This is a genomic window from Cellulosimicrobium sp. AB352 (assembly GCF_049538415.1).
Taxonomy (GTDB): Bacteria; Actinomycetota; Actinomycetes; order Actinomycetales; family Cellulomonadaceae; genus Cellulosimicrobium; species Cellulosimicrobium funkei.
In genome coordinates, this window is sequence record NZ_JBMVFX010000017.1 from 75059 (window position 1) to 100447 (window position 25389).

23 protein-coding genes and 3 tRNA genes are annotated in these 25389 nt (G+C 75.3%); 10 read left to right on the forward strand and 16 right to left on the reverse strand.

Going from position 1 to position 25389, the window contains the following annotated elements; all coding sequences use genetic code 11:
- Positions 1-146: 146 nt before the first annotated feature.
- Entirely contained in the window at positions 147-962 is an 816-nt protein-coding gene (gene trmB / locus ACPCUX_RS13275; RefSeq protein WP_423388949.1) for a tRNA (guanosine(46)-N7)-methyltransferase TrmB, read from the reverse strand.
- A 57-nt stretch (positions 963-1019) separates the two neighbouring features.
- Positions 1020-2339: a TrpB-like pyridoxal phosphate-dependent enzyme gene (locus ACPCUX_RS13280; RefSeq protein ID WP_085388190.1), complete on the reverse strand. Its 1320-nt coding sequence runs from the start codon at positions 2337-2339 to the stop codon at positions 1020-1022.
- A 294-nt stretch (positions 2340-2633) separates the two neighbouring features.
- Here ACPCUX_RS13280 and ACPCUX_RS13285 point away from each other — a divergent pair, with 294 nt between their 5' ends.
- Positions 2634-3395 carry an SDR family NAD(P)-dependent oxidoreductase gene (locus tag ACPCUX_RS13285; protein ID WP_024842147.1) on the forward strand — a complete coding sequence of 254 codons (762 nt, stop codon included), beginning with the start codon at positions 2634-2636 and terminating at the stop codon, positions 3393-3395.
- Between the two features lie 117 nt (positions 3396-3512).
- Here the strand turns inward: ACPCUX_RS13285 and ACPCUX_RS13290 are convergent, their stop codons facing one another.
- The 4 genes from ACPCUX_RS13290 to ACPCUX_RS13305 all read right to left on the reverse strand — a co-directional run bounded on the left by ACPCUX_RS13290 (position 3513) and on the right by ACPCUX_RS13305 (position 8363).
- Positions 3513-7253 carry a hypothetical protein gene (locus ACPCUX_RS13290; protein WP_423388950.1) on the reverse strand — a complete coding sequence of 1247 codons (3741 nt, stop codon included), beginning with the start codon at positions 7251-7253 and terminating at the stop codon, positions 3513-3515.
- Positions 7254-7604: 351 nt separating this feature from the next.
- Positions 7605-7677: transfer RNA gene (locus ACPCUX_RS13295), tRNA-Lys, on the reverse strand.
- A 124-nt stretch (positions 7678-7801) separates the two neighbouring features.
- Positions 7802-7877 (reverse strand) — tRNA-Lys (locus ACPCUX_RS13300).
- Positions 7878-7982: 105 nt separating this feature from the next.
- Positions 7983-8363 (reverse strand): GroES family chaperonin, encoded by a 381-nt coding sequence (locus ACPCUX_RS13305; protein WP_423388951.1) that lies wholly within the window; start codon positions 8361-8363, stop codon positions 7983-7985.
- A 73-nt stretch (positions 8364-8436) separates the two neighbouring features.
- Here ACPCUX_RS13305 and bcp point away from each other — a divergent pair, with 73 nt between their 5' ends.
- Positions 8437-8913, forward strand: coding sequence for a thioredoxin-dependent thiol peroxidase (gene bcp / locus ACPCUX_RS13310; protein WP_423388952.1), 477 nt, complete (start codon positions 8437-8439; stop codon positions 8911-8913).
- A 94-nt stretch (positions 8914-9007) separates the two neighbouring features.
- Positions 9008-9089: transfer RNA gene (locus tag ACPCUX_RS13315), tRNA-Leu, on the forward strand.
- Positions 9090-9341: 252 nt separating this feature from the next.
- On the opposite strand, the gene trxA is transcribed toward ACPCUX_RS13315, so the two are convergent.
- On the reverse strand, positions 9342-9725 hold the full coding sequence (trxA, locus tag ACPCUX_RS13320) for a thioredoxin (RefSeq protein WP_043652553.1): 384 nt from the start codon (positions 9723-9725) through the stop codon (positions 9342-9344).
- Between the two features lie 113 nt (positions 9726-9838).
- On the opposite strand from trxA, the gene ACPCUX_RS13325 reads away from it, so the two are divergent.
- The 5 genes from ACPCUX_RS13325 to ACPCUX_RS13345 all read left to right on the forward strand — a co-directional run bounded on the left by ACPCUX_RS13325 (position 9839) and on the right by ACPCUX_RS13345 (position 14904).
- A complete protein-coding gene (locus ACPCUX_RS13325; protein ID WP_423388953.1) occupies positions 9839-11323 on the forward strand; it encodes an MFS transporter in 1485 nt (494 codons plus the stop codon).
- Complete coding sequence (locus ACPCUX_RS13330; protein WP_423388954.1) at positions 11316-12917, forward strand: pyridoxal phosphate-dependent decarboxylase family protein; 1602 nt, start codon at positions 11316-11318, stop codon at positions 12915-12917. The genes ACPCUX_RS13325 and ACPCUX_RS13330 overlap by 8 nt, the downstream gene beginning before the upstream one ends.
- Positions 12918-12988: 71 nt before the next feature.
- Positions 12989-13558 (forward strand): NUDIX hydrolase family protein, encoded by a 570-nt coding sequence (locus ACPCUX_RS13335; RefSeq protein ID WP_009863909.1) that lies wholly within the window; start codon positions 12989-12991, stop codon positions 13556-13558.
- Positions 13555-14217 carry a Pr6Pr family membrane protein gene (locus ACPCUX_RS13340; protein ID WP_255438214.1) on the forward strand — a complete coding sequence of 221 codons (663 nt, stop codon included), beginning with the start codon at positions 13555-13557 and terminating at the stop codon, positions 14215-14217. Before ACPCUX_RS13335 ends, ACPCUX_RS13340 begins: the two co-directional genes overlap by 4 nt.
- 144 nt (positions 14218-14361) lie before the next feature.
- A complete protein-coding gene (locus ACPCUX_RS13345) occupies positions 14362-14904 on the forward strand; it encodes a flavodoxin domain-containing protein (RefSeq protein ID WP_194522404.1) in 543 nt (180 codons plus the stop codon).
- Between the two features lie 66 nt (positions 14905-14970).
- Here the strand turns inward: ACPCUX_RS13345 and ACPCUX_RS13350 are convergent, their stop codons facing one another.
- Positions 14971-16602 carry an ABC-F family ATP-binding cassette domain-containing protein gene (locus ACPCUX_RS13350; protein WP_423388955.1) on the reverse strand — a complete coding sequence of 544 codons (1632 nt, stop codon included), beginning with the start codon at positions 16600-16602 and terminating at the stop codon, positions 14971-14973.
- 111 nt (positions 16603-16713) lie between these two features.
- Between ACPCUX_RS13350 and ACPCUX_RS13355 the strand changes: the two genes are divergently transcribed.
- Positions 16714-17163 carry a DUF3054 domain-containing protein gene (locus tag ACPCUX_RS13355; RefSeq protein WP_081896078.1) on the forward strand — a complete coding sequence of 150 codons (450 nt, stop codon included), beginning with the start codon at positions 16714-16716 and terminating at the stop codon, positions 17161-17163.
- On the opposite strand, the gene rdgB is transcribed toward ACPCUX_RS13355, so the two are convergent.
- The 6 genes from rdgB to clpS form a co-directional block, all read right to left on the reverse strand.
- A complete protein-coding gene (gene rdgB, locus ACPCUX_RS13360) occupies positions 17152-17838 on the reverse strand; it encodes an RdgB/HAM1 family non-canonical purine NTP pyrophosphatase (RefSeq protein WP_423388956.1) in 687 nt (228 codons plus the stop codon). The genes ACPCUX_RS13355 and rdgB overlap by 12 nt on opposite strands.
- Positions 17835-18605, reverse strand: a complete 771-nt coding sequence (rph, locus tag ACPCUX_RS13365) for a ribonuclease PH (protein ID WP_423388957.1) — start codon at positions 18603-18605, stop codon at positions 17835-17837. Before rph ends, rdgB begins: the two co-directional genes overlap by 4 nt.
- A 92-nt stretch (positions 18606-18697) precedes the next feature.
- Positions 18698-19528, reverse strand: a complete 831-nt coding sequence (locus tag ACPCUX_RS13370; RefSeq protein WP_034655785.1) for an MBL fold metallo-hydrolase — start codon at positions 19526-19528, stop codon at positions 18698-18700.
- A complete protein-coding gene (gene murI / locus ACPCUX_RS13375; protein WP_031316087.1) occupies positions 19528-20331 on the reverse strand; it encodes a glutamate racemase in 804 nt (267 codons plus the stop codon). Before murI ends, ACPCUX_RS13370 begins: the two co-directional genes overlap by 1 nt.
- Positions 20332-20419: 88 nt before the next feature.
- Complete coding sequence (locus tag ACPCUX_RS13380) at positions 20420-21103, reverse strand: DUF2017 family protein (RefSeq protein ID WP_114553667.1); 684 nt, start codon at positions 21101-21103, stop codon at positions 20420-20422.
- Positions 21100-21387: an ATP-dependent Clp protease adapter ClpS gene (gene clpS / locus ACPCUX_RS13385; RefSeq protein WP_423388960.1), complete on the reverse strand. Its 288-nt coding sequence runs from the start codon at positions 21385-21387 to the stop codon at positions 21100-21102. The genes ACPCUX_RS13380 and clpS overlap by 4 nt, the downstream gene beginning before the upstream one ends.
- A gap of 113 nt (positions 21388-21500) precedes the next feature.
- Here clpS and ACPCUX_RS13390 point away from each other — a divergent pair, with 113 nt between their 5' ends.
- Positions 21501-22931 (forward strand): nicotinate phosphoribosyltransferase, encoded by a 1431-nt coding sequence (locus tag ACPCUX_RS13390; RefSeq protein WP_423388958.1) that lies wholly within the window; start codon positions 21501-21503, stop codon positions 22929-22931.
- Positions 22932-22986: 55 nt separating this feature from the next.
- On the opposite strand, the gene ACPCUX_RS13395 is transcribed toward ACPCUX_RS13390, so the two are convergent.
- Complete coding sequence (locus ACPCUX_RS13395) at positions 22987-24840, reverse strand: DEAD/DEAH box helicase (protein WP_137280244.1); 1854 nt, start codon at positions 24838-24840, stop codon at positions 22987-22989.
- The gene (locus ACPCUX_RS13400; RefSeq protein WP_021482851.1) at positions 24837-25172 is read right to left on the reverse strand and encodes a DUF3039 domain-containing protein; all 336 of its coding nucleotides are present in this window, start codon (positions 25170-25172) and stop codon (positions 24837-24839) included. Before ACPCUX_RS13400 ends, ACPCUX_RS13395 begins: the two co-directional genes overlap by 4 nt.
- Positions 25173-25389: the final 217 nt, after the last annotated feature.

The window sequence follows — 25389 nt, forward strand, 5'->3', positions numbered from 1 at the left end:
CCCGCACCCCGCGGACGGTCGCCTGTCGACGCGACCGCACGCGACGCTGCGTGCCCGGGGCGACCTTCCACCCCCGGCACAATGTGCCGTAGATCACTGTTGTCCGCAAGGACCGCGCGCGGCCCGTCGCGACGCCGTGCCGCGCGTCAGACGCGCACGTACTCCAGGTCGGTGATGACGCGCCCCGCGACCTCGCCCTTGCGCTCGAACCCGGTGAGCACCCGGCCCTCGAAGCGCGGCGCGGCGTTCCCCGGCCCGTGCACGTTGCGCAGCCCCGGCGCGGCGTCCAGCACCTCGAGCATCTGCTCCGCGTACTCGGCCCAGTCGGTCGCGAGCCGCAGCGTCCCGCCGGTGCGGCCGTCGTCGCCCTCCCCCGGCGCGCGCAGGACGCGCTCGGCGAGCACCGCGAACGACGGCGTCACGAGGCGGCGCTTGTGGTGGCGGGACTTGTGCCAGGGGTCGGGGAAGAAGACCCAGAGCTCGTCGACGCTCCCCGCGGGCAGCGTGGTGGCGAGGACCTCGGCCGCGTTCGCCTGGACGAGCCGCACGTTCGTCAGGTCGCGCTGCGACGCGCGCAGCACGGTCTGGGCCAGCCCGGGCGCGTAGACCTCGACGGCGAGGAAGTCCGTGCCCGGCTCGCGCTCGGCGGCGGCGACGACGGCCTCGCCCTGGCCCGAGCCGATCTCGACGACGAGGCGCGCGTCGCGTCCGAAGGTGGCGGCGACGTCGAGCACGTGGTCCGGGTCCACGGACGTCCGCGCGACGTCGCGCGGCACGTCGACGACGTAGCGGTCCCGGTACGCGTCCCACGCACGCTGCTGGCGCGGCGCGAGGCGACCGCTGCGCCGCACGAACGACACGGGCTGGGTGCGGTAGCGCGGTCGGGCGTCGCCGGTCCCCGGGGTCGCGGAGGGGGCGCCGGTCACGGGCTCGTCGAGGGTCTCGGGGGTCGGTTCGGGCACCGCACCAGGGTACGGGCGCCTCGCGCGGGGGTCGTGCCGCGCGAGGCGCCCGGCCCGTCAGACGTACGCCGCGTACGCGGGCAGGTCGAGCACCCCGTTGCCCGACAGCCCGAGGACGATCACCTCGGGCTCCGTCGCCGCGCGCGCGTGCGCGACCGCCGCCGCCACGGCGTGCGTCGACTCCGGCGCGGGGATGATGCCCTCGCTGCGCGCGAACAGCGTCCCGGCCGTGAACGCCTCGTCCTGGTCGACGGCGACGGCGTCCATGAGCCCGAGGTGCACCGCGTGCGACACCATCGGCGACATGCCGTGGTACCGCAGGCCGCCCGCGTGGATCGCCGGCGGGACGAAGTCCTTGCCGAGGGTGTGCATCTTGAGCAGCGGCGTGAGGCCCGCGACGTCGCCGAAGTCGTAGCGGTACTCGCCCTGCGTGAGCGACGGGCACGCGGCCGGCTCGCACGCGACGAGCCGCGTCGTCGTGCCCTCGCGCAGGTTGCGGCCGAGGAACGGGAACGTCAGGCCCGCGAGGTTCGACCCGCCGCCCGCGCAGCCGAACACGACGTCCGGCGCGCCCTCGCCCGCCTCGTCGAGCTGGACGAGCGCCTCCTGGCCGATGACGCTCTGGTGCAGCATCACGTGGTTGAGCACGCTGCCCAGCGCGTAGTGCGCCGCGGGGTCCTTCGCGGCCGTCTCGACCGCCTCGCTGATCGCCATGCCCAGCGAGCCGGTCGTCTCGGGGTCCGCGGCGAGCATCGCGCGCCCCGCCTCCGTGAGGTCCGACGGCGACGGGTGGCAGATCCCGCCGTAGACCTCCATCTGCGCGCGCCGGTACGGCTTGGCGTCGTACGACGCGCGCACCTGCCACACCTCGACGTCGAGCCCGAGCAGCGCGCCCGCGAACGACAGCGAGGCGCCCCACTGGCCCGCGCCGGTCTCGGTCGTCAGCCTTGTGGTGCCCTCGAGCGCGTTGTAGTACGCCTGCGCGACGGCGGTGTTCGGCTTGTGCGAGCCGACCGGGCTCACGCCCTCGTACTTGTAGTAGATGCGGGCCGGCGTGCCCAGGGCCCGCTCGAGGCGTCGCGCGCGCACGAGCGGCGACGGCCGCCACAGCGCGTAGATCTCGCGGATCGTCTGCGGGATCTCGACGTAGCGCTCCGTCGTCACCTCCTGCTGGACGAGCGCGAGCGGGAACAACGGCGCGAGGTCGTCGGGCGTGAGGGGCTCGCGCGTGCCCGGGTGCAGGTGCGGGGGCACGGGCTCGGGGAGGTCGGCCGCGAGGTTGTACCAGTGCGTCGGGACGGTCGAGGGCACCTCGGCGCCCGTCGGCTCGAGGGACCGGACGGGCAGGGCCGTCGGCGGGGTCTGCGGTGTCGTCATGCTCGGCTCCAGCTCAGGGGGACGGCCGCTGGGCCGACGACGCGTGCACCGGGTTCACCGAGGCCGCCCACGTCGTCGGGGCACGGCCGGATGAGGTCACCGGCCGTCAGGCGGCCGGCCACCAGGGGGTCACGGACGGGTGCGTCACGACGCCGACCCTACCCCCGTCCGCACGCTCGGGACCACCGGCGCCCAGGTGAGGACGATCGGCTCTCGCGCGCGCGGGCGCGCGGGCGCTGGGATGGGAGCAGACGCCGGTCGACGGCAGTGCCGGCGCGGACGGAAGGAGCCGTCATGGTCAGCAACCACGTCCCGGGCAGGTTCGAGGGCCGCACGGCGATCGTCACCGGCGCGGGCGCCGGCATCGGCCGCGCGACGGTCGAGCGGCTGCTCGCGGAGGGCGCACGCGTCGTCGCCACCGACGTCCGGGAGGACCGCCTCGACAAGCTCGTCGCCGACGTCGGCACGGACGCTCTCGTCACCGTGGCGGGCGACGTGAGCGCGCAGACCACGGTCGACGCGGTGGTCGCCGCCGCGGGCGGCCGGGTGGACGCCCTCGCCAACGTCGCCGGGATCATGGACGGCTTCCTGCCGACCGCCGAGCTCGACGACGCGACGTGGGACCTCGTCATGACCGTCAATGTCACCGCGGTCATGCGCCTCACGCGCGCGGTCCTGCCCCTCATGCTCGAGGCGGGGAAGGGCTCGATCGTCAACGTCGGGTCGGAGGCGGGCTCGCGCGCGTCGGCGTCGGGCACCGCGTACGCGACGTCGAAGCACGCGATCGTCGGCTTCACGAAGAGCACGGCGTTCTTCTACACGCCCCGGGGCGTGCGGGCGAACGTCGTCGCCCCCGGGGCCGTCGCGACGAGCATCGAGGCGCCCTTCCGCTCGCAGTACGCGGGCGAGCGGCTCGGCCCGGTCATGGCGACGACCGTCCCGCCGGCCGCGAGCGCCGAGGAGCTGGCCGCGGCGATCACGTGGCTCCTGTCGGACGACTCGGCCAACGTCTCGGGCGCCGTCCTGCACAGCGACGGCGGGTGGGCCGCCGTCTGACCGTCCCGCTCCCCGACCGGGCGGGCGACGCAGCGGCCCCCGGACCGTCCGGTCCGGGGGCCGCCGTCGTGCCGTCGGCACCGCGTCAGGGGCGCGACGCCGGCCGGTCAGCGCACGTCAGCCGCACGCCAGCGCGTCGTACGCGACGTCGGCGGCGAACGACCGGCCGTCCCCGCTCGCGGCGACGTGCGCGGTGCCCGCCGCGACGTCGGCCGCCCGGACGGAGAACGCCTGGTACGCCGACGCGCCAGGGCGCACGCCCGTGACGGTGCGCTCGCCGAACGGCGTGCTGAGCGTGACGTCGACCGGGACGGTGTCCGCGTTGCGGGCCCGGACGGCGACGTAGGCCGTGCCGCCGAGGCACTGCGTGCGCGCCGTCGTCTCGACGACGAGGCCGTCCTCGGCGGGCGCGGTGGTGAACGTGCTCACCGGCGAGACGGCGGTGCCGCCGCCCGCGCTGGTGACCGTGACGGTCCACGCGTGCGCGGCGCCCGGCTCGAGCCCGTCCCACGTGACGGTCGCGACCTCGCCCGACGGCACCGTGACGCTGCCGACCTCCTCGCCCGGCGCGTAGAGCGACACGGCGTCGGTCGCCAGGCTCGTGACGCGCGAGGTGAGGTCGACGGGGACGGTGAAGTCGTCCTCGCGGCCGTCGTAGCGCTGCTCGTCGTCGTACTCGGTGGCGCCGAAGTTCTCGAGCCACGGTGAGTAGGTGTCGACGATCATCTCGGAGCGGTCGACGTCGAACTGGAGCAGGCGCAGGAAGCTCGCGCCGAGCCGCAGGCCCTCGTCGGGCGCGTAGCCGCCGATCTCGGTGAGGCCCGCCTCCTCGGCCGTGACCTCGTAGAACTGGTAGTCGGCCAGCAGCTCGACGACGCCGCTGCCCGGCGTGCCGACGTCCTGGCGCACGTTGATGCCCACGCCGTGCCGGTGCCCCGCGAGGACGAGGAAGACGTTCGGGTTGGGCTCGACGACCTTGGCGTGGACGAGGCGGCCGTCGGGCGTCGAGATCTCGGAGTCCCGACCGTCGGGGTTCGAGCTCGGCACGAGGTAGTCGTGCGTGAGCACGACCGCGTTGCGGTCGGGGAACTGCTTGAGGACGCCGTCCGCCCACGCGGCCTCCTCGTCCGTCACCCCGTACGACAGGTAGACAGCGACGAAGTCGAGCCCGCCCGCGCTGAACAGGTCGTAGTGGTTCTGGTTGTCGCCCTCGCGCCACGGGCCGCCGTAGGACGCGTTCTCCCACCCCGCGGAAAGCGCCTCGTAGCGCTCGGGGCCGTAGAACTCGTTGAACAGCGCCCCGGGCCCGTTGTCCTGGCCCGTGAGGTTGTCGTGGTTGCCGGCGAGGACTCCGTTCGGGATGTTCGCGTCGTCGAGGATCTGCTGCGCGGACGAGGAGAACGCGTACTCGCCCCGGATCTGGGCGGCCATCGCGTCGTCGGCGGGCAGGCGCGTGTAGTTCTCGTTCACGTCGCCCGTGTGGCCGACGTACGCGATCCCGCGCTCCTCGGCGTTGTCCACGACCCACTGCGTGAGGTCCGTGTAGGCCTGCGCCCACACCGCGCGCTCCTCGGCAGTCTCCTGCTCGACCGCGCCCTCGGTGAGGTACTGCGTGTCGGTGAGGTGGACGAGGGAGAAGTCGTAGTCCTCGCGGGGCGCGAAGTCGGTCTCGTCGCGCGACCCGCCCGCGGCGATGTCGTCGGCGAAGGGGTCGGTGCCCGTCACGAGGACGTGCACGGTCCCGCCGGTGGCGGCGCCGTCGCGGAGCACGGTGCTCAGGGACGTCGTGCCCTCGACCGCGCCGCGCGCGGACGCGAGCGGCTCCCACCGCTCCCCGTCCCACACGTGCAGCGTCGCGAGCCGCTGCGGGTCGACGACGCCCTCCCAGCGCACGACCTGGCCGGCGGTCGAGCCCTCGGCGGGCAGCTCGAAGCGCTGGTAGGTGACGTCGCGGCTCTGGGGCGAGTCGAGCGTCAGGTCGTCGCCCGGTGCGAGCGCGTCCGCCGCGGCGGGCTGCTCGCCCTCGACCGGGAGCGTCGTCGGGACCTCGGCCGACTCGCCCTGCGCGACGAGCGCGGGGGCGGTGACGTCGGCGCGGGAGAACGTCGCGGTGACGTCGCCGCCGCCGGGCGCTGCGACGCGCGCGGACAGGTCGACGCTCCCCGCGACGTCGCGCGTGCCGTGCGCGGGCGCGAGGTCGGTCGGGACGTCCGGCACGCCGAGGCTCGTGAACGCGATCTCGTGCGTGCTCGCGTTCCCGAGCACGTCCGTCGCAGTGACGACGAGCGTGTGCGCACCCGGGGCGAGACCCGGGCCGACGGGCGCGCCGAGCTCGAGCGGCTCGCCGTCGAGCGTGACGTCGGGGCCGGACAGGACGCCGGACGCGTCCGCGAGCTCGACCGCGAGGCTCGTCGCGCTCGCGAGCTCCGCCCCCGCCGCCGGCGTGCTGGACACGATCGCCGGACCGGTGTTGTCGGTGGTCACCGTCCGGCGCGCGGCCGCACCGGCGGCGGTCGCCGACGTGATCGTGTGCTCGCCGTCGGCGAGCGTCGTCGTGTCGACGTCGGCCCGCAGGCCGGTCGCGGGCGCGTCGGCGTCGCGCGTCACGTCGAACGCGAGGTCGACCTCGCGCGGCTTCGTCGTGCTCGTGCCGCAGTCGCCGTCGCCCATCGAGTACGACGGCGCGATGCCCACGCCGGTCGCCGTGCCGTCCGTCACGTCGAGCGCGATCCCGGAGATCGCGAAGTCGTCGCGGTTGTCGCCGCACGCCGTCGGGTACGTGCCCGTGACGAACCGCACGACGTTGCGGCCCGGGGACAGGAAGGCGTTCGGGACGTCGATCCGCACCGTCTCGCTCACGTAGTCGCGGTCCACGAGGTCGATGCGCTGCCCGTTGACGAGCAGGTGGTTGGTGTAGCGGGCCTCGATCGAGTTCGAGCCCACGGTGAAGACGAACCGGGAGGAGCCGGTGCCGAGCGTCGCGACGGTGGTCAGCGGGGCGCCGTCCAGCTCGATGCCGGCGGGAGCGTCGCCCCCGGCGGGCGGCGTGGCGAGCACGGTCTGCGGGCCGTGCAGCAGCGCGCCGTCCGCAGGGAGGATCACGGGCGCCCCCGGGGCGCCGTTGTTCACGGTGACCGCGCTCGTCGCGGTCGCGCCCGACGCGGTCGTCGCGGTGAGCGTGTGGGCGCCGTTCTCGAGCGTCGTGGTGTCGAGCTCCGCGGCGAGGCCGGTCGTGGCGGCCGGGTCCTGGTCGAGGTCGAACGTGAGGTCCGCCGAGAGGACGCGCGACGTGTTCGTGCCGCACGAGCCGTCGCCGAACGCGTAGGAGAAGCCGTTGGCGGAGCCGTCGGCCGTCTCGCCCAGGAGCTCGAGCGACACGTCCGTGAGGTCGTAGTCGTCGTAGTTCGTCCCGCACGACGTCGTGACCGCGCCGACGACGAACCGCACCCGGTTCTCGCCCGGCACGAGCCACTGCGCGGGCACGTCGAGCGCGACGCGCTCGGACACCATGTCCCGGTCGAGCTCGAGGCGCTCGCCGTTGACGAGCACGTGGCTGCCGTACCGCTTCTCGATCGAGTTGCTGCCGACGTCGAACAGCAGGCGCGCCGTCGCGGGCGTCGCGGAGGCGTCGAGGGCGGTGCCGTCGACCGCGAGCGCCGTGACGGCGTCGCCCGCGCGGACGGGGTCGGCCGCGACGCGCACCGTGCCGTCGAGGAACGTGCCGGTCGTCGGGCTCAGCACCGGCCGCGTCTCCGGGGCGGCCCCGGCGGACCGGGCGGCCGTCCGGTCGAGGGTCGGGGAGGCTCCCGGGGCGGTCGCGGCGGCGGCGGCGGGCGCGAGCAGGCCGGCGACCAGCACCGCTCCGAGCGCCCCGGCGACCGCGGCGCGGCGCCGCGCCCCGCCGTCGGTCCGTCTCTGGGTGCGTCTCTCGGTGCGTCGCGAAGTCCTGTGCGTGGGCACGGACGTGTCCATCGTGGTTCCCTTCCGTGGCGAACGGGTCGACGGGCGACGCTGCCGAGCGGCGACGACGCCCGCACCGGACCCTTCCCGGCGGGGGTGAACGCGAGGTCGGTGCCGAGCGAACTCCGGCGAAACGGACGGCGACGGTTGCGGCGGGCGACCGGCACGGGTGGAGCGGAAGGGCGGATCGCCCGGGCGGCGGACGACGAAGGCCGCCCACCCGGAGGTGGACGGCCTGGTCAGGAAGGGTGCGCCATCAGGGACTCGAACCCCGAACCCGCTGATTAAGAGTCAGCTGCTCTGCCAATTGAGCTAATGGCGCGCGAGAGGGAACACTACCAGCGGCCAGGACCGTCGATCTCCGCGAGGAGACCGGGCCCGCCCGCCGCGCCGGCTCTCGACCGGCACGGCTCGGGCCGCCCGCATGCGGACGGCCCGATCGGTGGTGGTGCGCCATCAGGGACTCGAACCCCGAACCCGCTGATTAAGAGTCAGCTGCTCTGCCAATTGAGCTAATGGCGCGCGAGAGAAAACACTAGCAGCCGCGGGCGCGCCGGGAAAATCCGTTCCGCCCGCCCTCGTGTGACGTCGGCGACACGGCCCGGCGAGCCCGCGCGGCGGCCTCGGCTAGAGGTACAGCCCCGTCGGGCCGTCCTTCTCGACCTCCTGCGAGACGGCGTGCACGTCACGCTCGCGCAGCAGCACGAGGTCCTTGCCGCCGAGCTCGACCTCGGCGCGCTCGTCCGGGTCGAACAGCACGCGGTCCCCCACCGCGACCTGTCGCACGTGCTCACCGGCCGCGACGACGACGGCCCACGCGAGCCGCTTCGGGCCCACGGCCGTCGCGGGGATGACGAGCCCCGCCGAGCTCTGCCGCTCGCTCGCGTCGACCTCCGGGTCCACGAGCAGGCGGTCGTGCAGCATCCGGATCGGGAGGTCGCGGGCGGCCGGCCGGGACGGCGACGGGCGGGACGAGGCGGTGGCGGGGGCGGACGTCGTCTTGCTCACAGCGACAACGCTACCGGTGCCGCCCACCCTCACCTACGCTCGAACCACACCTTGGCCGGACCGAAGGAGATCCATGTCCACGCGCCTCACCGTCGGCGACACCGCTCCCGACTTCTCCCTGCCCGCCGCCGACGGCAGCGCCGTCACGCTCTCCGACCTGCGCGGCAAGCACGTCGTCGTCTACTTCTACCCCGCCGCCGGCACGCCCGGCTGCACGACGGAGGCCTGCGACTTCCGCGACAACCTCGCCTCGCTCCAGGGCGCGGGGTACTCGGTCGTCGGCGTCTCCCCCGACCCGGTCGACAAGATCGCCGCGTTCGTCGAGGCGGAGCACCTGACCTTCCCGCTCGTGTCGGACGAGGACAGGTCCGTCCTCGAGGCGTACGGCGCGTGGGGCGAGAAGAAGCTCTACGGCAAGACGGTCGTGGGCGTCATCCGCTCGACGGTCGTCGTCGACCCGGAGGGCAAGGTCGAGCTCGCGCAGTACAACGTCAAGGCCACGGGACACGTCGCGAAGCTCCGTCGCGACCTCGGCATCGACCCGAAGTAGCGCACCCGGGCGGCTCGGTCCTGGCCCGGTGCGCGTCGAGCGACGCGCACCGGCCGCCGGGGCCGCGCCGCCCGCGCCGTAGACTGACCACCGCGCGCGAGTGGCGTAACTGGCAGCCGCGCCAGGTTTAGGTCCTGGTGTCCTCGGACGTGCGGGTTCGAGTCCCGCCTCGCGCACCCTCCCCGGCCCTGCCGGAGTCCCCCCGTCGTGACGGCGCGGCAGCGCGCCCCGGATTCACCCGCACCCCATCTGGACGACCGTCCAGTTCGGTGTCTACCGTGGTGGCAGAGCCGGTGCCCGCACCACTTGCCCCCTGCCGGTACGGGCACCGGCTCCACACCCGCCACGCAGCGCGCGTGACGGCCTGCGACAGCGACGACGGCCCGGCACCCTCCGAGGGTGCCGGGCCGTCGTGGTGTCGTGCCGACTCAGGCGTCCTGCGCCGGGGAGCCGTCGCTCGCCTCGGCGATCTGACGACGCACGTCCTCCATGTCGAGGCCCTTCACGGCGTCGACGACCTGCTTGAGCGCCGGGGCCGGGAGCGCGCCGGGCTGGGAGAACACGAGGATGCCCTCGCGGAACGCCATGAGCGTCGGGATCGACGTGATGTTAGCGGCGGCGGCCAGGCCGCGCTCGGCCTCGGTGTCGATCTTGCCGTGCACGACGTCCGGGTTCTCCTCCGAGGACGCCTCGAAGACGGGCGCGAACATCTTGCACGGTCCGCACCAGTCGGCCCAGAAGTCGACCAGGACGATGTCGTTCTCCTTGATCGTCTGCTCGAACGTGGACTCGGTGAGCGTCTGCGTGGCCATGGATGTTCCTCCTGGGGGCTTGGGGGTCTGCTAGGTAGAGCACACACCCTGCCCGGAGTATTCCCCGCGCACGACCGCGCAGGCCCGACCCGCGCACCCTCTACGCTGCCCCTGTGACGCACGACACCTCCGCGCACCGGCTCTCGCGCACCACGATCGCGGGCTACGCCGCCGGGTCCGTCGGCACCGGCGGGTTCGGCACCCTCCCCGGCCTGGTCCTGCTCGTGTACCTCACCGACGCGCTCGCGGTGCCGGCGGCGGCCGCCGGGCTCATCGTCACGGGCGCCAAGGTGTGGGACGTCGTCGTCGACCCGTTCATCGGCTACGGGTCGGACCGCGACCTGGCCCGCACCGGGTCGCGCCGTCGCTTCATGACCGTGGGCGCCCTCACCCTGCCCGTGCTCTTCGCGCTCACGTTCGCCGTCCCGGCGGCCGCGGGGCCGACCGCCGCCGCGATCTGGGTGCTCGTCGCGTTCCTGCTCGCCGCGACGGCGTTCTCGCTCTTCCAGGTGCCGTACATCGCGCTGCCCGCGGAGCTCGATCCCACGTACGACGGCCGCACCCGCCTGCTCGCGTGGCGCGTCGCGACGCTCGCGTTCGCGATCCTCCTCTTCGGGGCGGGCGGACCGGCGCTGCGCGGGGGCGGGGACTCGACGTCGGGGTACCTCGTCATGGGCATCGTGTCGGGCGTCGTCATCGGCACCGGGATGCTCGTCGCCGCGCGGGTCGCCCCGCGCGCACCGCGCGGTGCCGGCACGCCCGCTCCCCCGGCCGGCGCGACCACCGCCTCGACCGGAGCGACCACTGCCTCACCCGACACCACCACGGGCTCGACGGCGCCGGCCTCGGCGTCGCGCGCCTGGACCCTCGCGGTGCGCGAGGCGGTCGACGCCCTGCGCCGCTCGCGCCCGTTCCGCACCCTGCTCGCCGCGTTCGTGCTCCAGGCCGTCGCGACGGGGCTCATGCTCGCCGGAGCGGCGTACGTCGCGCGGTACGTGCTGCGCGACGAGGCGGCCGTCAGCTACCTCTTCGCGGCGCTCGTCGCGCCCGCGCTGCTCTGCATGCCGCTGTGGACCCGGCTCGCGCGCCGCGACGGCAAGGAGCGCGGGTTCGTCGTCGCGACCGTGCTCTTCGCGGTCGCCGCGCTCGGGATGGTCCCGCTCGTGTGGGCGCCGGGCGCGTGGGTCTACGTCCCCACCGCGCTCGCCGGCGTCGCGTACGCGGGCATGCAGGCGCTGCCGCTCGCGATGCTCCCCGACGCCATCGCGCACGACGCGCGGGCGCACGGCGAGGGCCGCGGCGGCGCCTTCGGCGGCGTGTGGACGGCGGGCGAGACGACGGGCATGGCGCTCGGCGCCGCGGTGCTCTCGCTCGTCCTCGGGATCACCGGGTACGTGTCCACGCGGGCGGGCGAGACGGTCGCCCAGCCGGCCGCCGCGGTGGACGGGATCGCGCTCTCCTTCTCGGTCGTGCCCGCCGCGCTCGTCCTGCTGAGCCTCGTCCCGCTCGTGCGATACGGTCTGCGCAGGGGGGACATCGACGACACAGCACCGGAGCTGCCGCGTGACCACGCCCCGACCGACCGAGCCCGTGACTGACGCGCGATCGACCGCCCCCGGCGCCCTGCCGCGGCCCGCCGACGAGGTGCCGCTGCGCACCGACGGGATCCTCGACCGGCTCGCCGCGCTCCGCGCGGCCGACGCCCCGACGCACGGCGGACGCGTCCTGTCCTACGTCTACGACCCCGGTCTCGCCGAGCTCGACGAGCTCGCCGCCGCCGCCGCGCGGGCCGTCCAGCCGGTCAACGGGCTCGACCCCACGACGTTCACGTCGGTCGCCGTCATGGAGGGCGAGCTCCTCGGGTTCGCGCGCACGATGCTGCACGGCCCGGCCGACGGGCCCGACGCCGTCGTGGGCTCGGTGACGTCCGGCGGGACGGAGAGCTGCCTGCTCGCGGTGAAGATCGCGCGCGAGGGGTTCCGCGCCGAGCACCCGGACGTGCGGCCCCGCGTCGTGGCCCCCGTGAGCGTGCACGCGGCGTTCCGCAAGGCCGCGCAGCACCTCGACGTGGACCTCACGCTCGTCCCCGTCGACCCGGCGACGGGGACACCCGCCGCCGCCGACCTCGTCGCGACGCTCGACGCCGACGACGTCGCGCTCGTCGTCGTGTCCGCGCCGTCGTACCCGCACGGCGTCGTCGACCCGGTCGCCGAGGTCGCCGAGGCCGCCGCGGCGCGCGGCGTGCCCGTGCACGTGGACGCGTGCGTCGGCGGCTGGGTGCTGCCGTTCTGGGCCGCGGCGGGGGGCGAGGAGGTGCCGCCGTTCGACTTCTCCGTACCGGGGGTGACGAGCATCTCCGCGGACGTGCACAAGTACGGCTACGCGCCCAAGGGCGCGTCCGTCCTGCTCGTGCGCGGGCGCGACCGCCAGCGCCGGCAGTTCTTCGCGACGACGGGCTGGCCGGGCTACCCGGTCGTCAACCCCACCTTGTCCGGGTCGCGCTCCGCCGCGCCGCTCGCCGCCGCGTGGGCCGTGAGCCAGGCCCTCGGCACCGCGGGGTACACGGCCCTCACCGCGCGGTGCGTGCGCGCGACCCACGCCCTGCGCGCGGCGGTGGACGCGATCGACGGGCTCCGCGTCGTCGGTCGCCCCACCGGACCGCTCGTCGCCGTGGCGACCGACGGGTCCGTGCCGCCCGAGCGGCGCGTCGACCCGCACCTCTGGGCCGACGCCGTCCGGTCCCTCGGGTGGGTGCTCCAGCCGCAGCCGGGGCTCGTGCAGGACGAGGGCACGCGCCTCCCGCACACGACCCACCTCACGGTCACGCCCGTCACCGAGGCCGGTATCGACGGCCTCGTCGCCGCGCTCGGCGCGGGCGCCGACGCCGTCCGCGGCGCCGGGCGCCCCGACGTGAGCGGGGTGCTCGCCGCGCTCGCCGGGGCGTTCGCACCGGGGGCCGGCGCCCCCACCGCCGACGAGATGTGGGGCGCGCTCGTCGGGGTGCTCGCCGCGGACGACGGCGGGCCCGAGGGCGACGACGACCCGAGCCCGCGCACGTCGGTCCTGCCGGACCGCCTCGCCCCGCTCATGGCCCTCATGGAAGTGCTGCCCGCACCGGTCGCGGAGCAGGCGCTCGTCGAGATCGTGGCGCGCGTCTCCGAGCCGCACGCCGAGGCGCCCGGCACGGCGTGACGGCCGTACGCCCGGGCCCCGGCGCCCGGGGCGGACTCGCCCCGCCGCACCGCTCGGGGTAGAACAGTCGCGTGACCGACACCGCCGACTTCCCGCCCGACGACTTCTCCCACGACAACCCGCGCCCCGCGGGCTGGCTCAGCGCCGAGGAGATCGCGGTCGCACGCGCCCAGCTCCCGCTCGTCTACGTCGACGCCGTCCCCGTCCGGGTCGACGACTCGGGCGACGTCGTCGCGGTCGGCCTCCTGCTGCGCGTGACGCCCGAGGGCATGATGACGCGGGCCCTCGTCTCCGGGCGGGTCATGTTCCACGAGCGCATCCGCGACGCGCTGCTGCGCCACATCGAGAAGGACCTCGGCCCGGTCGCGCTGCCGCAGGTGCCCGCGTCCCCGCAGCCCTTCACGGTCGCCGAGTACTTCCCGACGCCGGGCATCACGTCCTACCACGACCCCCGCCAGCACGCGGTCTCGCTCGCGTACGTCGTGCCGGTGACGGGCGACTGCCGGCCGCAGCAGAACGCCCTCGAGCTCGCGTGGCTCACGCCCGAGCAGGCGTGCAGCGACGAGGTCCAGCTCGAGATGCGCGGCGGCCAGGGGGTGCTGCTGCGCCAGGCGATGGCGTACGTCGGCCGCCTGCCGTGACCGACGCGCCGCGCGTCCGGGCCGACGCGGGCCGGCACGTCGTGGCCCGCACCCTGCACGCGCTCGTCGCCGTCGCGGCGCTCACGGGCGTCGTCCTGGAGGTCGCGATCGCGCTCGTCGACGGTCCCGGCACGGCCCCGAGCCAGGCCGAGCGCCTCGTGCGCCTGTTCTCCTACTTCACGATCCAGTCGAACCTGCTCGTCGGGGTCGTCTCCGTCCTGCTCGCGGCGCGACCCGCGCGCGACGGGACCGTCTTCCGCGTCGCGCGCCTCGACGCGCTGCTGTGCATCGCGGTGACCGGGATCGTCTACAACACGGTGCTGCGCGGCCTGCAGGACCTGACGAGCGCCGGCCAGGTCTCGAACCTCCTGCTGCACCTCGTCGCGCCGCTGCTCGCGGTGGCCGCGTGGGGACTCGTGGGCCCGCGCCCGCGGGTCGACACCGCGACGGTCTGGTGGTCCGTCGCGTACCCGCTCGCGTGGATCGCGTACACGTTCGTCCGGGGCGCCGTCGTGGGCTGGTACCCCTACCCGTTCCTCGACGTGGGCGAGCTCGGCCTCGGCCGGGCGCTCGTCAACACGGGCGTCGTGGCGGTCGTCTTCCTCGCCCTCGCGTGGCTCGTGCGCGTCGTCGACTCCCGCCTGCGCCCCGCGCCCTGACCCTCTCGCCCCGGCCGGGAACCCCGGGACCAAGGGCCCGCACGCTCGTTCCCGTCGGCCCTGGGCGTCGCGCCCTCGGAGCCGGACGCTGGAGGGAGGGGACCCGTCCGGTCCGGACGGGCGGTCGACGAAGGGGTGAGCGCGATGGACGCCGCAGTGGTCTACGAGTCGATGTACGGCAACAGCGAGCGCGTCGCGCAGGCCATCGCGGAGGGCCTGTGCGAGACGGTGCGCGTCGAGGTCGTCGACGTGACCGACCCGGCCGCCCACCCGGACGCCCTGCGCCACGTGCAGCTGGTGGTCGCCGGCGGCCCGACCCACGCCCTGGGCATGACGCGCCCCGCGACCCGCGCCGAAGCAGTGCAGCGTGCGACGGGCCCGGTCTCCGACCGGGCGACCGGGCTGCGCGAGTGGGTGGAGTCCCTCCCGCCGCAGGACGAGGAGCGGCTCGCCGCGACGTTCGACACGCGCGCGACGAAGGTCCGCTCGCTCCCGGGCTCGGCGGCCCGCGGTGCCGCCAGGGCGATGCGCCGCGCGGGGTTCCGGCTCGTCGTCCCGTCCGCGTCGTTCTACGTCGGCGACGTCGAGGGACCCCTGGACGACGGCGAGCTCGACCGGGCGCGCGCGTGGGGCCGCGCGCTGGGCAAGGTGCTCGTCCCGGCGGAGAGCCCGGCCGAGGGCCGCTGACCAGCCGGTCCCGCCCGCACCCTGGCCACGACGCTCCGGCCGGTCCGGCGCTGAGGGCGCTGCGGGTCAGCCGAGCTCGAGCCGGGGCCAGTCGTCGAGGTCCTCGCGCATGCGGCGGTCGTGCGTCGCCACGACGACCGCCGCGGGCGTGACGCGCAGCGCCTGGGTGAGCTCGTCGACGAGGTCGATCGACAGGTGGTTGGTCGGCTCGTCGAGGACCAGCACGTGCGGCGCCGCGAGGAGCGCGCGGGCGAGGTCGAACCGCCGGCGCTGCCCCGCGGACAGCTCGCGCAGCGGCCGGTCCAGGTCCTCCTCCGTGAGCAGGCCCAGGAACGCGACGGGGACGAGGTGCTCCGGGTCGAGGCGGCCCGCGTCGAGCAGGTCGAGCGCCTCGCGCGCGTACTCGTCGAACCCGGTACGGTCCTCCGCCTCCGGGGGCAGCGCCGGGCCCTCCTGCGCGACGACGCCCAGGCGCGCGCCGTCGACCACGGACCGCGTGCCGCGGTCGAGCGGCACCAGGCCCGCGAGCGCGGCGAGGAACGTCGACTTGCCGCTGCCGTTCGGCCCGGTCACGAGCAGGCGCCCCGAGGGCGGGAGCGCGACCCGGGTTCCGGGCAGGTCGAGGCGCGCGCCGCCGTCGGGCCCGACGCGCGGGCTGCGCAGCTCGAGCACCGGGTCGCCCGGCTCCCAACCGGGCGACATCGCGGGGAGCTCGGGGAACACGAGCTGGAGCGGCGGCACGGGCACCTCGACGGCCTCGGCCTCGAGCTGCTGGAGGCGCCGGTCCGCGGCCTTGACGTGGATCCGGGCGCGCGTCGCGCGGCGGTGCTTCTGGCTGCCCTTGGGCGGGCGCCACTCGTCGGACAGCCCTTCGTACGACGCGTCGAGCACCGCGGCGAGCTTCTCCGCGCGCTTCTGCTCCGCCCGGAACCGCTGCCGCCACCGGTGCAGCGCCTGGTTCTTCGCGAACCGGTAGGAGAGGTACCCCGGCTGCCCGTAGAGCACCGGCTTCCCGTCCATCGCCGGGTCGAGGTCGAGGATCTCGGTCGCGACGTCGTCGAGCAGCTGCCGGTCGTGCGTGACCATCACCACGCCGCCCCGCCACGCGACGAGCTCGCCGGTGAGGAAGTCGATCCCGCCGGTGTCGAGGTGGTTCGTCGGCTCGTCGAGGAGGAGCAGGTCGGCGCGCTCGGCGAGCCGGCACGCGAGCCGCACGCGGTAGCGCTCGCCGACGGACAGGGTCGCGAGCTCGCGGTCCCGGTCGCGGCACGCACCGAGGCGCGAGAGCGCGACGTCGACCCGGCGGTCCGCGTCCCACACGGCGAGGTGCTCGGCGCGGGCGAGGATCTCCGTGAGCTCGGCGAGGTCGCCCGCCTCGTGGTCGAAGTCCCGGGCCGCCGCCTCGAGCTCGGCGGCGACCGCCCGCAGCCCGCTCAGCGTCGCGGCGACGAGCGTGCCGACCGTCTGGCCCGGCGTGATGGCGAGCTCCTGCTCGACGAGCGCGAGCGAGCCCGCGCGGCGCACCTCCCCGCGGGCGGGTGCGAGGTCGCCGGAGAGCACGTGCAGGAGCGTCGACTTGCCCGTGCCGTTCTCCCCCACGACCCCGAGCCGCGTCCCCGCGGCGACGCGCAGCCCGACCCCGTCGAGGACGGGGCGTCCTGGGTAGGCGAAGGCGAGGTCGTCGGCGGCGAGGTGCACGGGGACCACCCTATGTTCCAGGGGATCGACCCTCCGCGTCCCGGGATCGACCCGCCGGGGCCGGTCCGGGCCGTGCGGGGACGGTCCCGCGGGCGGGGTACCGTCGGGAGCATGACCGACCTCGCGCCCACCGGACCGCGTCCTCGTCGCCCCGGGCTCGTCGTGCTCGCCGCGCTGGCCGACGTCGCGTGCGTCCTTGCGCTCGCGACCGGCGGCCTCGCGACGCACTCCGCCGACGAGGGTCTGACCCGGCTGCTCGTCGTGGCGTGGCCGTTCGCCGCGGGCGCCGCGCTGGGCTGGCTCGTCACGCGCGCGTGGCGCCGCCCGTGGGCCCTGTGGCCGACGGGCGTCGTGGTCTGGGGCTGCACCTGGGCGCTGGGCGTCCTGCTGCGCGTGCTCACCGACCAAGGCGTGGCCCCGGCGTTCCAGCTCGTGTCGTTCGGGTTCCTCGCGGTGACGATGCTCGGCTGGCGCGGCGTGGTCGCGCTCGTCGGCGTGCTGCGGCCGGGCGACCGCCGACGCCGCGAGCGCGAGCTCGCCGGCCGCCCCCTACCGCGCTGAGAGCGCCGCGACGACGTCCGGCGCCAGAGCGCGGAACGCCTTGCCGCGGTGGCTGATCGCGTTCTTCTCCGCCGGGCTCAGCTCGGCCGCCGAGCGGGCCGTCCCCGCACCGGGCTGCTCTTCCGGCAGGAGGATCGGGTCGTAGCCGAACCCGTTCGCGCCGCGCGGCGCGGTGAGCAGGGTCCCGCGCATCTCCCCCGTCCGCACGACCTCGGTGCCGTCGGGCGTGACGAGCGCCGCCGCGCACACGAAACCGGCCGCGCGGTGCTCGGCACGCACGTCGCCGAGCTGCGCGAGCAGGAGCTCGAGGTTCGCGACGTCGTCGCCGTGCCGCCCCGCCCAGCGCGCCGAGAAGATGCCCGGCGCGCCGCCCAGCACGTCGACGGCGAGGCCGGAGTCGTCCGCGACGGCCGGCAGCCCGGTGGCCGCGACGAGGGCGCGCGCCTTGATGAGCGCGTTCTCGGCGAACGTCACGCCGTCCTCGACCGGCTCGGGCGCGCCGACGTCGCCCGCGCCGACGATCGCCTCCGGCGCGAGCTCGAGCCCCGGGTGCGCGTCGAGCTCGGCCGCGAGGATCGCGCGCAGCTCGGCGATCTTGCCCGGGTTGTGCGTCGCGAGGACGAGGCGTGCGCCGTCGGGCACGACGACGCCTGCCGTCTCGGACGTGCCGCTCATCGAGGGTCCGCCGCGAGCGCCGCGCGCTGGATCGCGGTGAGGTCGGCGGTGCCGGCCACCGCGAGGTCGAGCAGCGCGTCGAGCTCGGCGCGGTCGAACGGGGCGTGCTCCGCGGTGCCCTGCACCTCGACGAACGTCCCGGAGCCCGTGACGACGACGTTCATGTCCGTCTCGGCGCGGACGTCCTCGACGTACGGGAGGTCGAGCATGGGCGTGCCGTCGATGATCCCGACGCTCACGGCCGCGACGGAGTCGGTCAGCACGGGCTTGCCGCCCTTGATGTGGCCGTGCCGCTGGCCCCACGCGACGGCGTCGGCGAGCGCGACGTAGGCGCCCGTGATCGCGGCGGTGCGCGTGCCGCCGTCGGCCTGGAGGACGTCGCAGTCGAGCACGATCGTGTTCTCGCCGAGCGCGGAGACGTCGATGATCGCGCGCAGGGACCGGCCGATGAGGCGCGAGATCTCGTGCGTGCGCCCCCCGATCTTGCCCTTGACCGACTCGCGCTGGCTGCGCTCGTTCGTCGCGCGCGGCAGCATCGCGTACTCGGCGGTGACCCAGCCCTCGCCCGACCCCTTGCGCCAGCGCGGCACGCCCTCGGTGAACGACGCCGCGCACAGCACGCGCGTGCGGTCGAACTCGACGAGCACGCTGCCCTCGGCCTGGTCGAGCCAGTGGCGGGTGATGGTCACGGGGCGGAGCTGGTCGGGCGTGCGGCCGTCGGCGCGGAGGGGCGCGGCCGTGCCCGGAGACGAGGAGGGGATGGTCATGCCGCCACCCTACCGACCCCCGGCCCACCGCTGAGCGCGGTGGATGGTCACGTCTTCCGGAGCCGACGGCGGCTCGTCCCCGCGCTCAGCGGTCAGAGGTCGAAGACCGCGCCCGTCGTGGCGACGTCGACCGGGCCGGTGTACGTCTCGCGCGCCTCGGCGCGCGAGCGCTCGGGGTCGTTCCACGCGGGCAGGTGCGTGAGCACGAGCCGGCGCGCGCGGGCCGCGGTGGCAACCTCGCCCGCGCGTCGCCCCGTGAGGTGGATGCCCCGCTCGACGCCGTCGTCGCGGCCCTCGTGGAACGCCGCCTCCGAAAGGAGCAGGTCGGCGTCGCGCGCGAGCTCGACCACGCCGTCGCACGCGTCCGTGTCCCCCGTGTACGCGAGGACGGCGCTCTCCCCCGGGCGCAGCGTCGACGGCCCGGTGACGCGCACCCCGTACGCCTCGACGGGGTGGAACACGCGGTACGGCTCGAGGACGAGCGGGCCGACCCGGACCGGCGCGCCCGGCTCCCACGCGCGCACGTCGAGCTCCTCCGTCACGCCGTCGCCCGGCTCCGCGCCGTACGCCGCCTCGATGCGGGCGGCCGTGCCCGCCGGGCCCAGCACGGTGAGCCGGCTCGGCACGCCCGTGCGGGTCGAGCCGCGGACCGGGTGGTAGCGCAGGTACACGTACAGGCCGCACACGTCGACGAAGTGGTCGGGGTGCAGGTGGGACAGGCCGACGGCGTCGACGTCGAGCGGGTCGACGAACCGCTGCAGCGCGCCCAGCGACCCGTTGCCCAGGTCCAGCACGACGTTCCAGTCGCGCGCCTCGAGCCCCGCGGCCGCGGCCTCCGCGGCCGGCACCTGGACGAGGTACGACGACGCGGGCGACGCCGGGCCGGCGAACGACCCCGAGCACCCGACCGTGACGAGACGCATCAGGCCGCCTCCACGCTCAGCACCTCGGGACCGAGGAACCGGCGCGCGAGGTGCTCGAACGGCTCCGCGCTCCCCGTCGCGAGGAACCGGTGCCGCGGCGGCCCGGCGTCGCGCGAGCGCTCGAGGTCGTGCGCGACGAGCGTGCGGTACACGTCCTTCGCGGTCTCCTCCGCGCTCGACACGAGCGTGACCTCGTCGCCCATCACGTACGAGATCGCGCCCGTCAGCAGCGGGTAGTGCGTGCACCCGAGCACGAGCGTGTCCACGCCCGCGGCCTTCACCGGGTCCAGGTAGCGGTGCGCGACCTCCAGCACCTCGGGGCCCGACGTCACGCCCTGCTCGACCAGCGGCACGAACTCGGGGCACGCCTGCGTCGTCAGGGTCAGGCCCGGGGTCACGGCGAACGCGTCCTCGTACGAGCGCGACGTGATCGTGGCCCGCGTCCCGATGACGCCGATGCGGCCCGACCGCGTCGCGGCCACGGCCCGACGTGCCGCCGGGAGGATCACCTCGACGACCGGGAGCCCGTGGCGCTGCGTGTACCGCTCGCGCGCGTCGCGCAGCACCGCGGACGACGCGGAGTTGCACGCGATGACGAGCATCTTCACGCCGTCGTCGACGAGCTGGTCCATGATCGCCAGCGCCATCGCCCGGACCGCCGCGAGCGGCTTCGGCCCGTACGGGCTGTTCGCGGTGTCCCCGATGTAGAGGAGGGCCTCGTTCGGGAGCTGGTCGAGGATCGAGCGTGCCACGGTCAGGCCACCCACGCCCGAGTCGAAGATCCCGATGGGAGCGTCGTTCACCCGGCCGAGCCTACTGTCGCCGCCCCGCGCGAGGCGCCTCGAACCACGCGCACGCCGCTGTGGCAGCGCCCACAGGTCCGCGGCACGCTCAGCCCCGCGGCTCGGGGCGCGGACCGCCCCGCCCCGCCCGCAGGTCCGCGAGCATGCCGTCGACGAGCGACTCCTGGAGCAGCCCCGTGAGGAGGAACACGCTCACGAGGAAGCGGCGCGGCGCACCCCCCACCTCGCCGTCGTCCGGGCCGTCGTCGCCCTCCCGGTCGAGCTCGTCGTACAGGCCCTCGACCTGCTCGTCGGTGCGCAGGTCCAGGCGCTCGGCCAGGACGAGGCGCACGTCGGTCAGGGCGCCCGCGACGTCCTGCGCCTCCTCGCGTCCGACGACGAACGGCGCCGCCTCGGCCGGCTCGGAGTCCACGAGCATCCGGGCGAGCAGCACCAGCCGACCGACCTTGCGCGCCGCGAGGTCGTCCTGCGTGAAGCGCCGGAACTCGCGCGCCACCTCGACGTCGTCCGACGCGTCCGGGAGCAGACGGCGCACGGCCGGGTCCGGGGGCGGCGTCGCGTCCGAACCGCCCCCACCGGGCGTCGGGCCCGTCCAGCCCGGGGGCGACCACGCGTCGTCGGGCCCGGACCGGCCCGGCGCGTCCGACGCCCGCCCGGGGACGCCCTCCTGGAGCATCTGCGCGACGTCGCCCGCGAGCTGCGCCAGCACGATCCGCTCCGACGGCTCGAGCTCGGCGACGTACCCGTGCGCCTCCGCGCGGAACGGCCTCACTGCTCGCCGTCCTTCTGGAGCGTCGCCCACAGCCCGAACGAGTGCATCGCCTGCACGTCGACCTCCATCCGCTCGCGGTCGCCCGTCGACACGACGGCCCGGCCCTCCTGGTGCACCTGCATCATCAGCTCGTGGGCGCGCGCGGTGGAGTACCCGAAGTACGACTCGAACACGTACGCGACGTAGCTCATGAGGTTGACCGGGTCGTTCCACACGACGGTGACCCACGGGCTGTCGAGCCGGGTCCCCTCCTCGGTGCGGACCGCCTCCTCGGGCACGGTCAGGGACGCCTGCGCGGCAGCGGGGCGGGTGAAGATCGGGTGGGGTCTCACGTCACCACTCTATTCGCGGGCCTGTCGGCGCCCACCGCGGCGGTCGCTGCCCTACGGTATTCCGCATGAGCCTCGCCGACCCGGGCAGCGTCGCCCTCCCCGCGACCGACAGCGCTGCCCCCTCCGCCTCGCCGACGCAGCGGGTGTCGTACCAGCCGACGTACCAGCCCGGCGCGTCGACCGCGCTCCTCACCGACCGCTACGAGCTGACGATGCTCCAGGCGGCGCTCGCCGACGGCACCGCGGGCCGGCACTGCCTGTTCGAGGTCTTCACGCGCCGCCTCCCGCCGGGTCGGCGGTACGGAGTCCTCGCCGGGACCGGGCGGGTCCTGGAGGCGCTGTCGTCGTTCCGCTTCTCCGCGGCCGAGCTCGACTGGCTGCACGCGCAGTCCGTCGTCGACGACCGCACCCTCGAGTTCCTCGCCGGCTACCGCTTCACCGGCACGATCACCGGGTACCCCGAGGGCGAGGTCTTCTTCCCCCAGTCGCCGGTGATGACGGTCGAGGGCACGTTCGCCGAGGCGGTGCTGCTCGAGACCCTCGTCCTGTCGATCCTCAACTACGACTCGGCCGTCGCGTCCGCCGCGTCCCGCATGACGAGCGCCGCCGTCGAGCGCCCGTGCCTCGAGATGGGCGCGCGGCGCGCGCACGAGCAGGCGGCCGTCGCCGCGGCGCGGGCCGCCGTCGTCGGCGGCTTCGCCGGGACGTCGAACCTCGAGGCGGGCCGCCGGTACGGCCTCGAGACCATCGGCACCGCCGCGCACGCGTTCACGCTCCTGCACGACGACGAGAGGTCCGCCTTCGCGTCGCAGGTCGCGTCCCTCGGCCCCGGCACCACGCTGCTCGTCGACACCTACGACGTGCGCCGCGGCGTCGAGAACGCCGTCGAGGCGGCCGGCGGCCACCTCGGTGCCGTGCGCCTCGACTCCGGCGACCTCGGCGTCCTCGCCGTCGAGGTGCGCCGCCAGCTCGACGCCCTCGGCGCGCACGACACGAAGATCACCGTGACCTCCGACCTCGACGAGTACGCCATCGCGTCGCTCGCCGCCGCGCCCGTCGACTCCTACGGCGTCGGCACGTCCCTGGTCACCGGCTCCGGCGCCCCCACGTGCGGCATGGTCTACAAGCTCGTCGCCCGCGCCGACTCCAGCGGCGTGCTCCAGCCCGTCGCCAAGGCGTCGACCGCCAAGACGAGCACGGGCGGACGCAAGTGCGCCGCCCGCCGCTACGACGCCGACGGGCGCGCGGTCGAGGAGGTCGTCGTCACGGGTGCCGACCTCGCCGTGCAGGAGTGGGAGCCCGACGACGTCGACCTGCGCCGGCTCCAGGTGCCCCTCGTCGTCGACGGCGCCGTCGACTCGCGCTGGGTCGGGTCGTACGGCGTGGAGAACGCCGCGCACCGCCACCGCGAGGCCCGCGCCGAGCTGCCCCGCGGCGCGCGCCGCCTCTCCGCCGGCGACCCGGCGATCCCGACGGTCGTGCACACGCTGTCCTGACTCTCCCCGGGCCGCGACCCGGTCGCGGCCGGGCGGGCGCGTCCGGCCGCCGGGGCTACCGCTTCCCGACGAACCAGCCGCGCACCGTCGCGACCCGGGCGTCGAGCTGCTCGACCGTCGCGAGCGGGACCTCGGGCCCGCCGCAGCGGCGCCGGAGCTCGGTATGCACCGACCCGTGCGGCTGCCCGCTGCGGCGCGCCCACGCGGAGACGAGCTGCTGGAGCTCCTTGCGGAGCTCCGCGGCGCGCCGGTGGTCCATCTCGGCGCGCTCGCGCTCCGCGGACTGGGTGGTGCGCGAACGCGCGCTCATCTGGTCGGCCTGCCGCTGGCGCAGGAGGGTCGTGACCTGGTCCGCGTCGAGCAGCCCGGGCAGCCCGAGGAAGTCGAGCTCCTCGTCCGAGCCGACGTCCGCGCCCGTGCCGAACTCGCCGCCGTCGAACAGCACGCGGTCGAACGACGCCTGGGCCTCGAGCGCCTCGAACGAGCCCTGGACGAGCTCGCCCGACGCCTTGTCCTCGCGGTTCGCCTCGGCGAGCAGCGCGTCCTCGGGGTTGAACCCCTCCCCCTGCTCCTCCGCCGTGAGCGGCCGGTCCAGCGCGTGGTCGCGCTCGATCTCGAGCCCGTTCGCGAGCTCGAGCAGGTGCGGCACGCTGGGCAGGAACACCGACGCCGTCTCGCCGCGCTTGCGGGCACGCACGAACCGTCCGACGGCCTGCGCGAAGAACAGCGGCGTCGCGGTCGAGGTCGCGTACACGCCGACCGCGAGCCGCGGGACGTCGACGCCCTCCGACACCATGCGGACGGCGACCATCCAGCGCGCGTCGCCGTCGGAGAACTCCTCGATGCGGCTGCTCGCGCCGTCGTCGTCGGAGAGGACGACCGTCGGCGACTTCCCGGTGATGCGCGCGAGGTGGCCTGCGTACGCGCGCGCGTCCGTCTGGTCGGTCGCGATGACGAGGCCGCCCGCGTCGGGGATCGCCCGCCGGACCTCGGTCAGCCGCTTGTCCGCGGCCGCGAGGACCGACGGGATCCACTCGCCGTTCGGGTCCAGCGCGGTGCGCCACGCCTGGCCCGTCATGTCCTTGGTGAGCGCCTCGCCGAGACGCGCGCTCACCTCGTCGCCGGCCTTCGTGCGCCAGCGCATGTTGCCCGAGTAGGACAGGAACAGCACCGGACGCACGACGTGGTCGCGCAGCGCGTCGCCGTACCCGTAGGTGTAGTCGGCGCGTGATCGTCGGATGCCGTCGGGACCGCGCTCGTACTCGACGAACGGGATGGCCGCGGTGTCCGAGCGGAAGGGCGTGCCCGTGAGCGCGAGGCGCCGGGTCGCGTCCTCGAACGCCTCGCGCACCGCGTCGCCCCACGACAGCGCGTCGCCGCCGTGGTGCACCTCGTCGAGGATGACGAGCGTGCGGTCGGCCGTCGTGCGCGCCGCGTGCAGCGCCGGCTTCGCGGCGATCTGCGCGTACGTGAGCGCGACGCCGTCGTAGTGCGCGCCGTGCCGGCCCTGGCTGTTGCGGAAGTTCGGGTCGATCCGGATGCCGACGCGCGCCGCCGCGTCGGCCCACTGGTGCTTGAGGTGCTCGGTCGGGGCGACGACCGTCACGCGCCGCACCACGCCCTGCTCCAGGAGCTCGGTCGCGACACGCAGCGCGAACGTCGTCTTGCCCGCGCCGGGCGTCGCGACGGCGAGGAAGTCGCGCGGCGCGCGCGTGCGGTACAGCTCGAGCGCCTCGGCCTGCCAGGCGCGCAGCTTGGACGCCGAGCCCCACGGGGCGCGCCGCGGGAACGCGGGCGAGAGGTGCGACGCCGCCGCGGAGGACGGGCTCTGGGGTGCCGGCGGCGAGGTCCTGCTACGGGAGTCGGGGGCGGAGTGACCGGTGGACGTCGTGTGGTGCTCCGCGCTCACTTGCCGGAGTCACCCTCGCCGTCCTGCGGGTCTCGCAGTCCCTCGTAGATCTCCTTGCACGTGGGGCACACGGGGAACTTGTTCGGGTCGCGGCCGGGCACCCAGACCTTGCCGCACAGCGCGATCACCGGCTTGCCGGAGAGCGCCGACTGCATGATCTTCTCCTTGCGCACGTAGTGCGCGAAGCGTTCGTGGTCGCCGGGCTCGGTCTGCTCGCGCGTCTCCTCGCGCTCGAGCACCCCGGTCGACGTGCCGGTCGTCGGCTCGGTCGCAGGAGTCCGGAACGGGTCCTCGGGACCCCCGGGTGGCGTGCTCGCGCGGAGTTCGATCATGGAGTGAAGTCTACGTCGCGACGCCCACACGTCGGGCGGCCGTCGACGCGCCGGTCCGCGCGCCGTGCGGCACGCGCCGCGCGGACCGCGTGCCGCGTGCCGTGGGGACGGGAGACGACGAAGCCCGCCGACGCACGGTCCAGGGGCGTGGACCGCGCGCCGACGGGCGGCTCGGTGTCGCGGGAGCTCCCGCGAGGTGTCGTCGACCCGTCGGGTC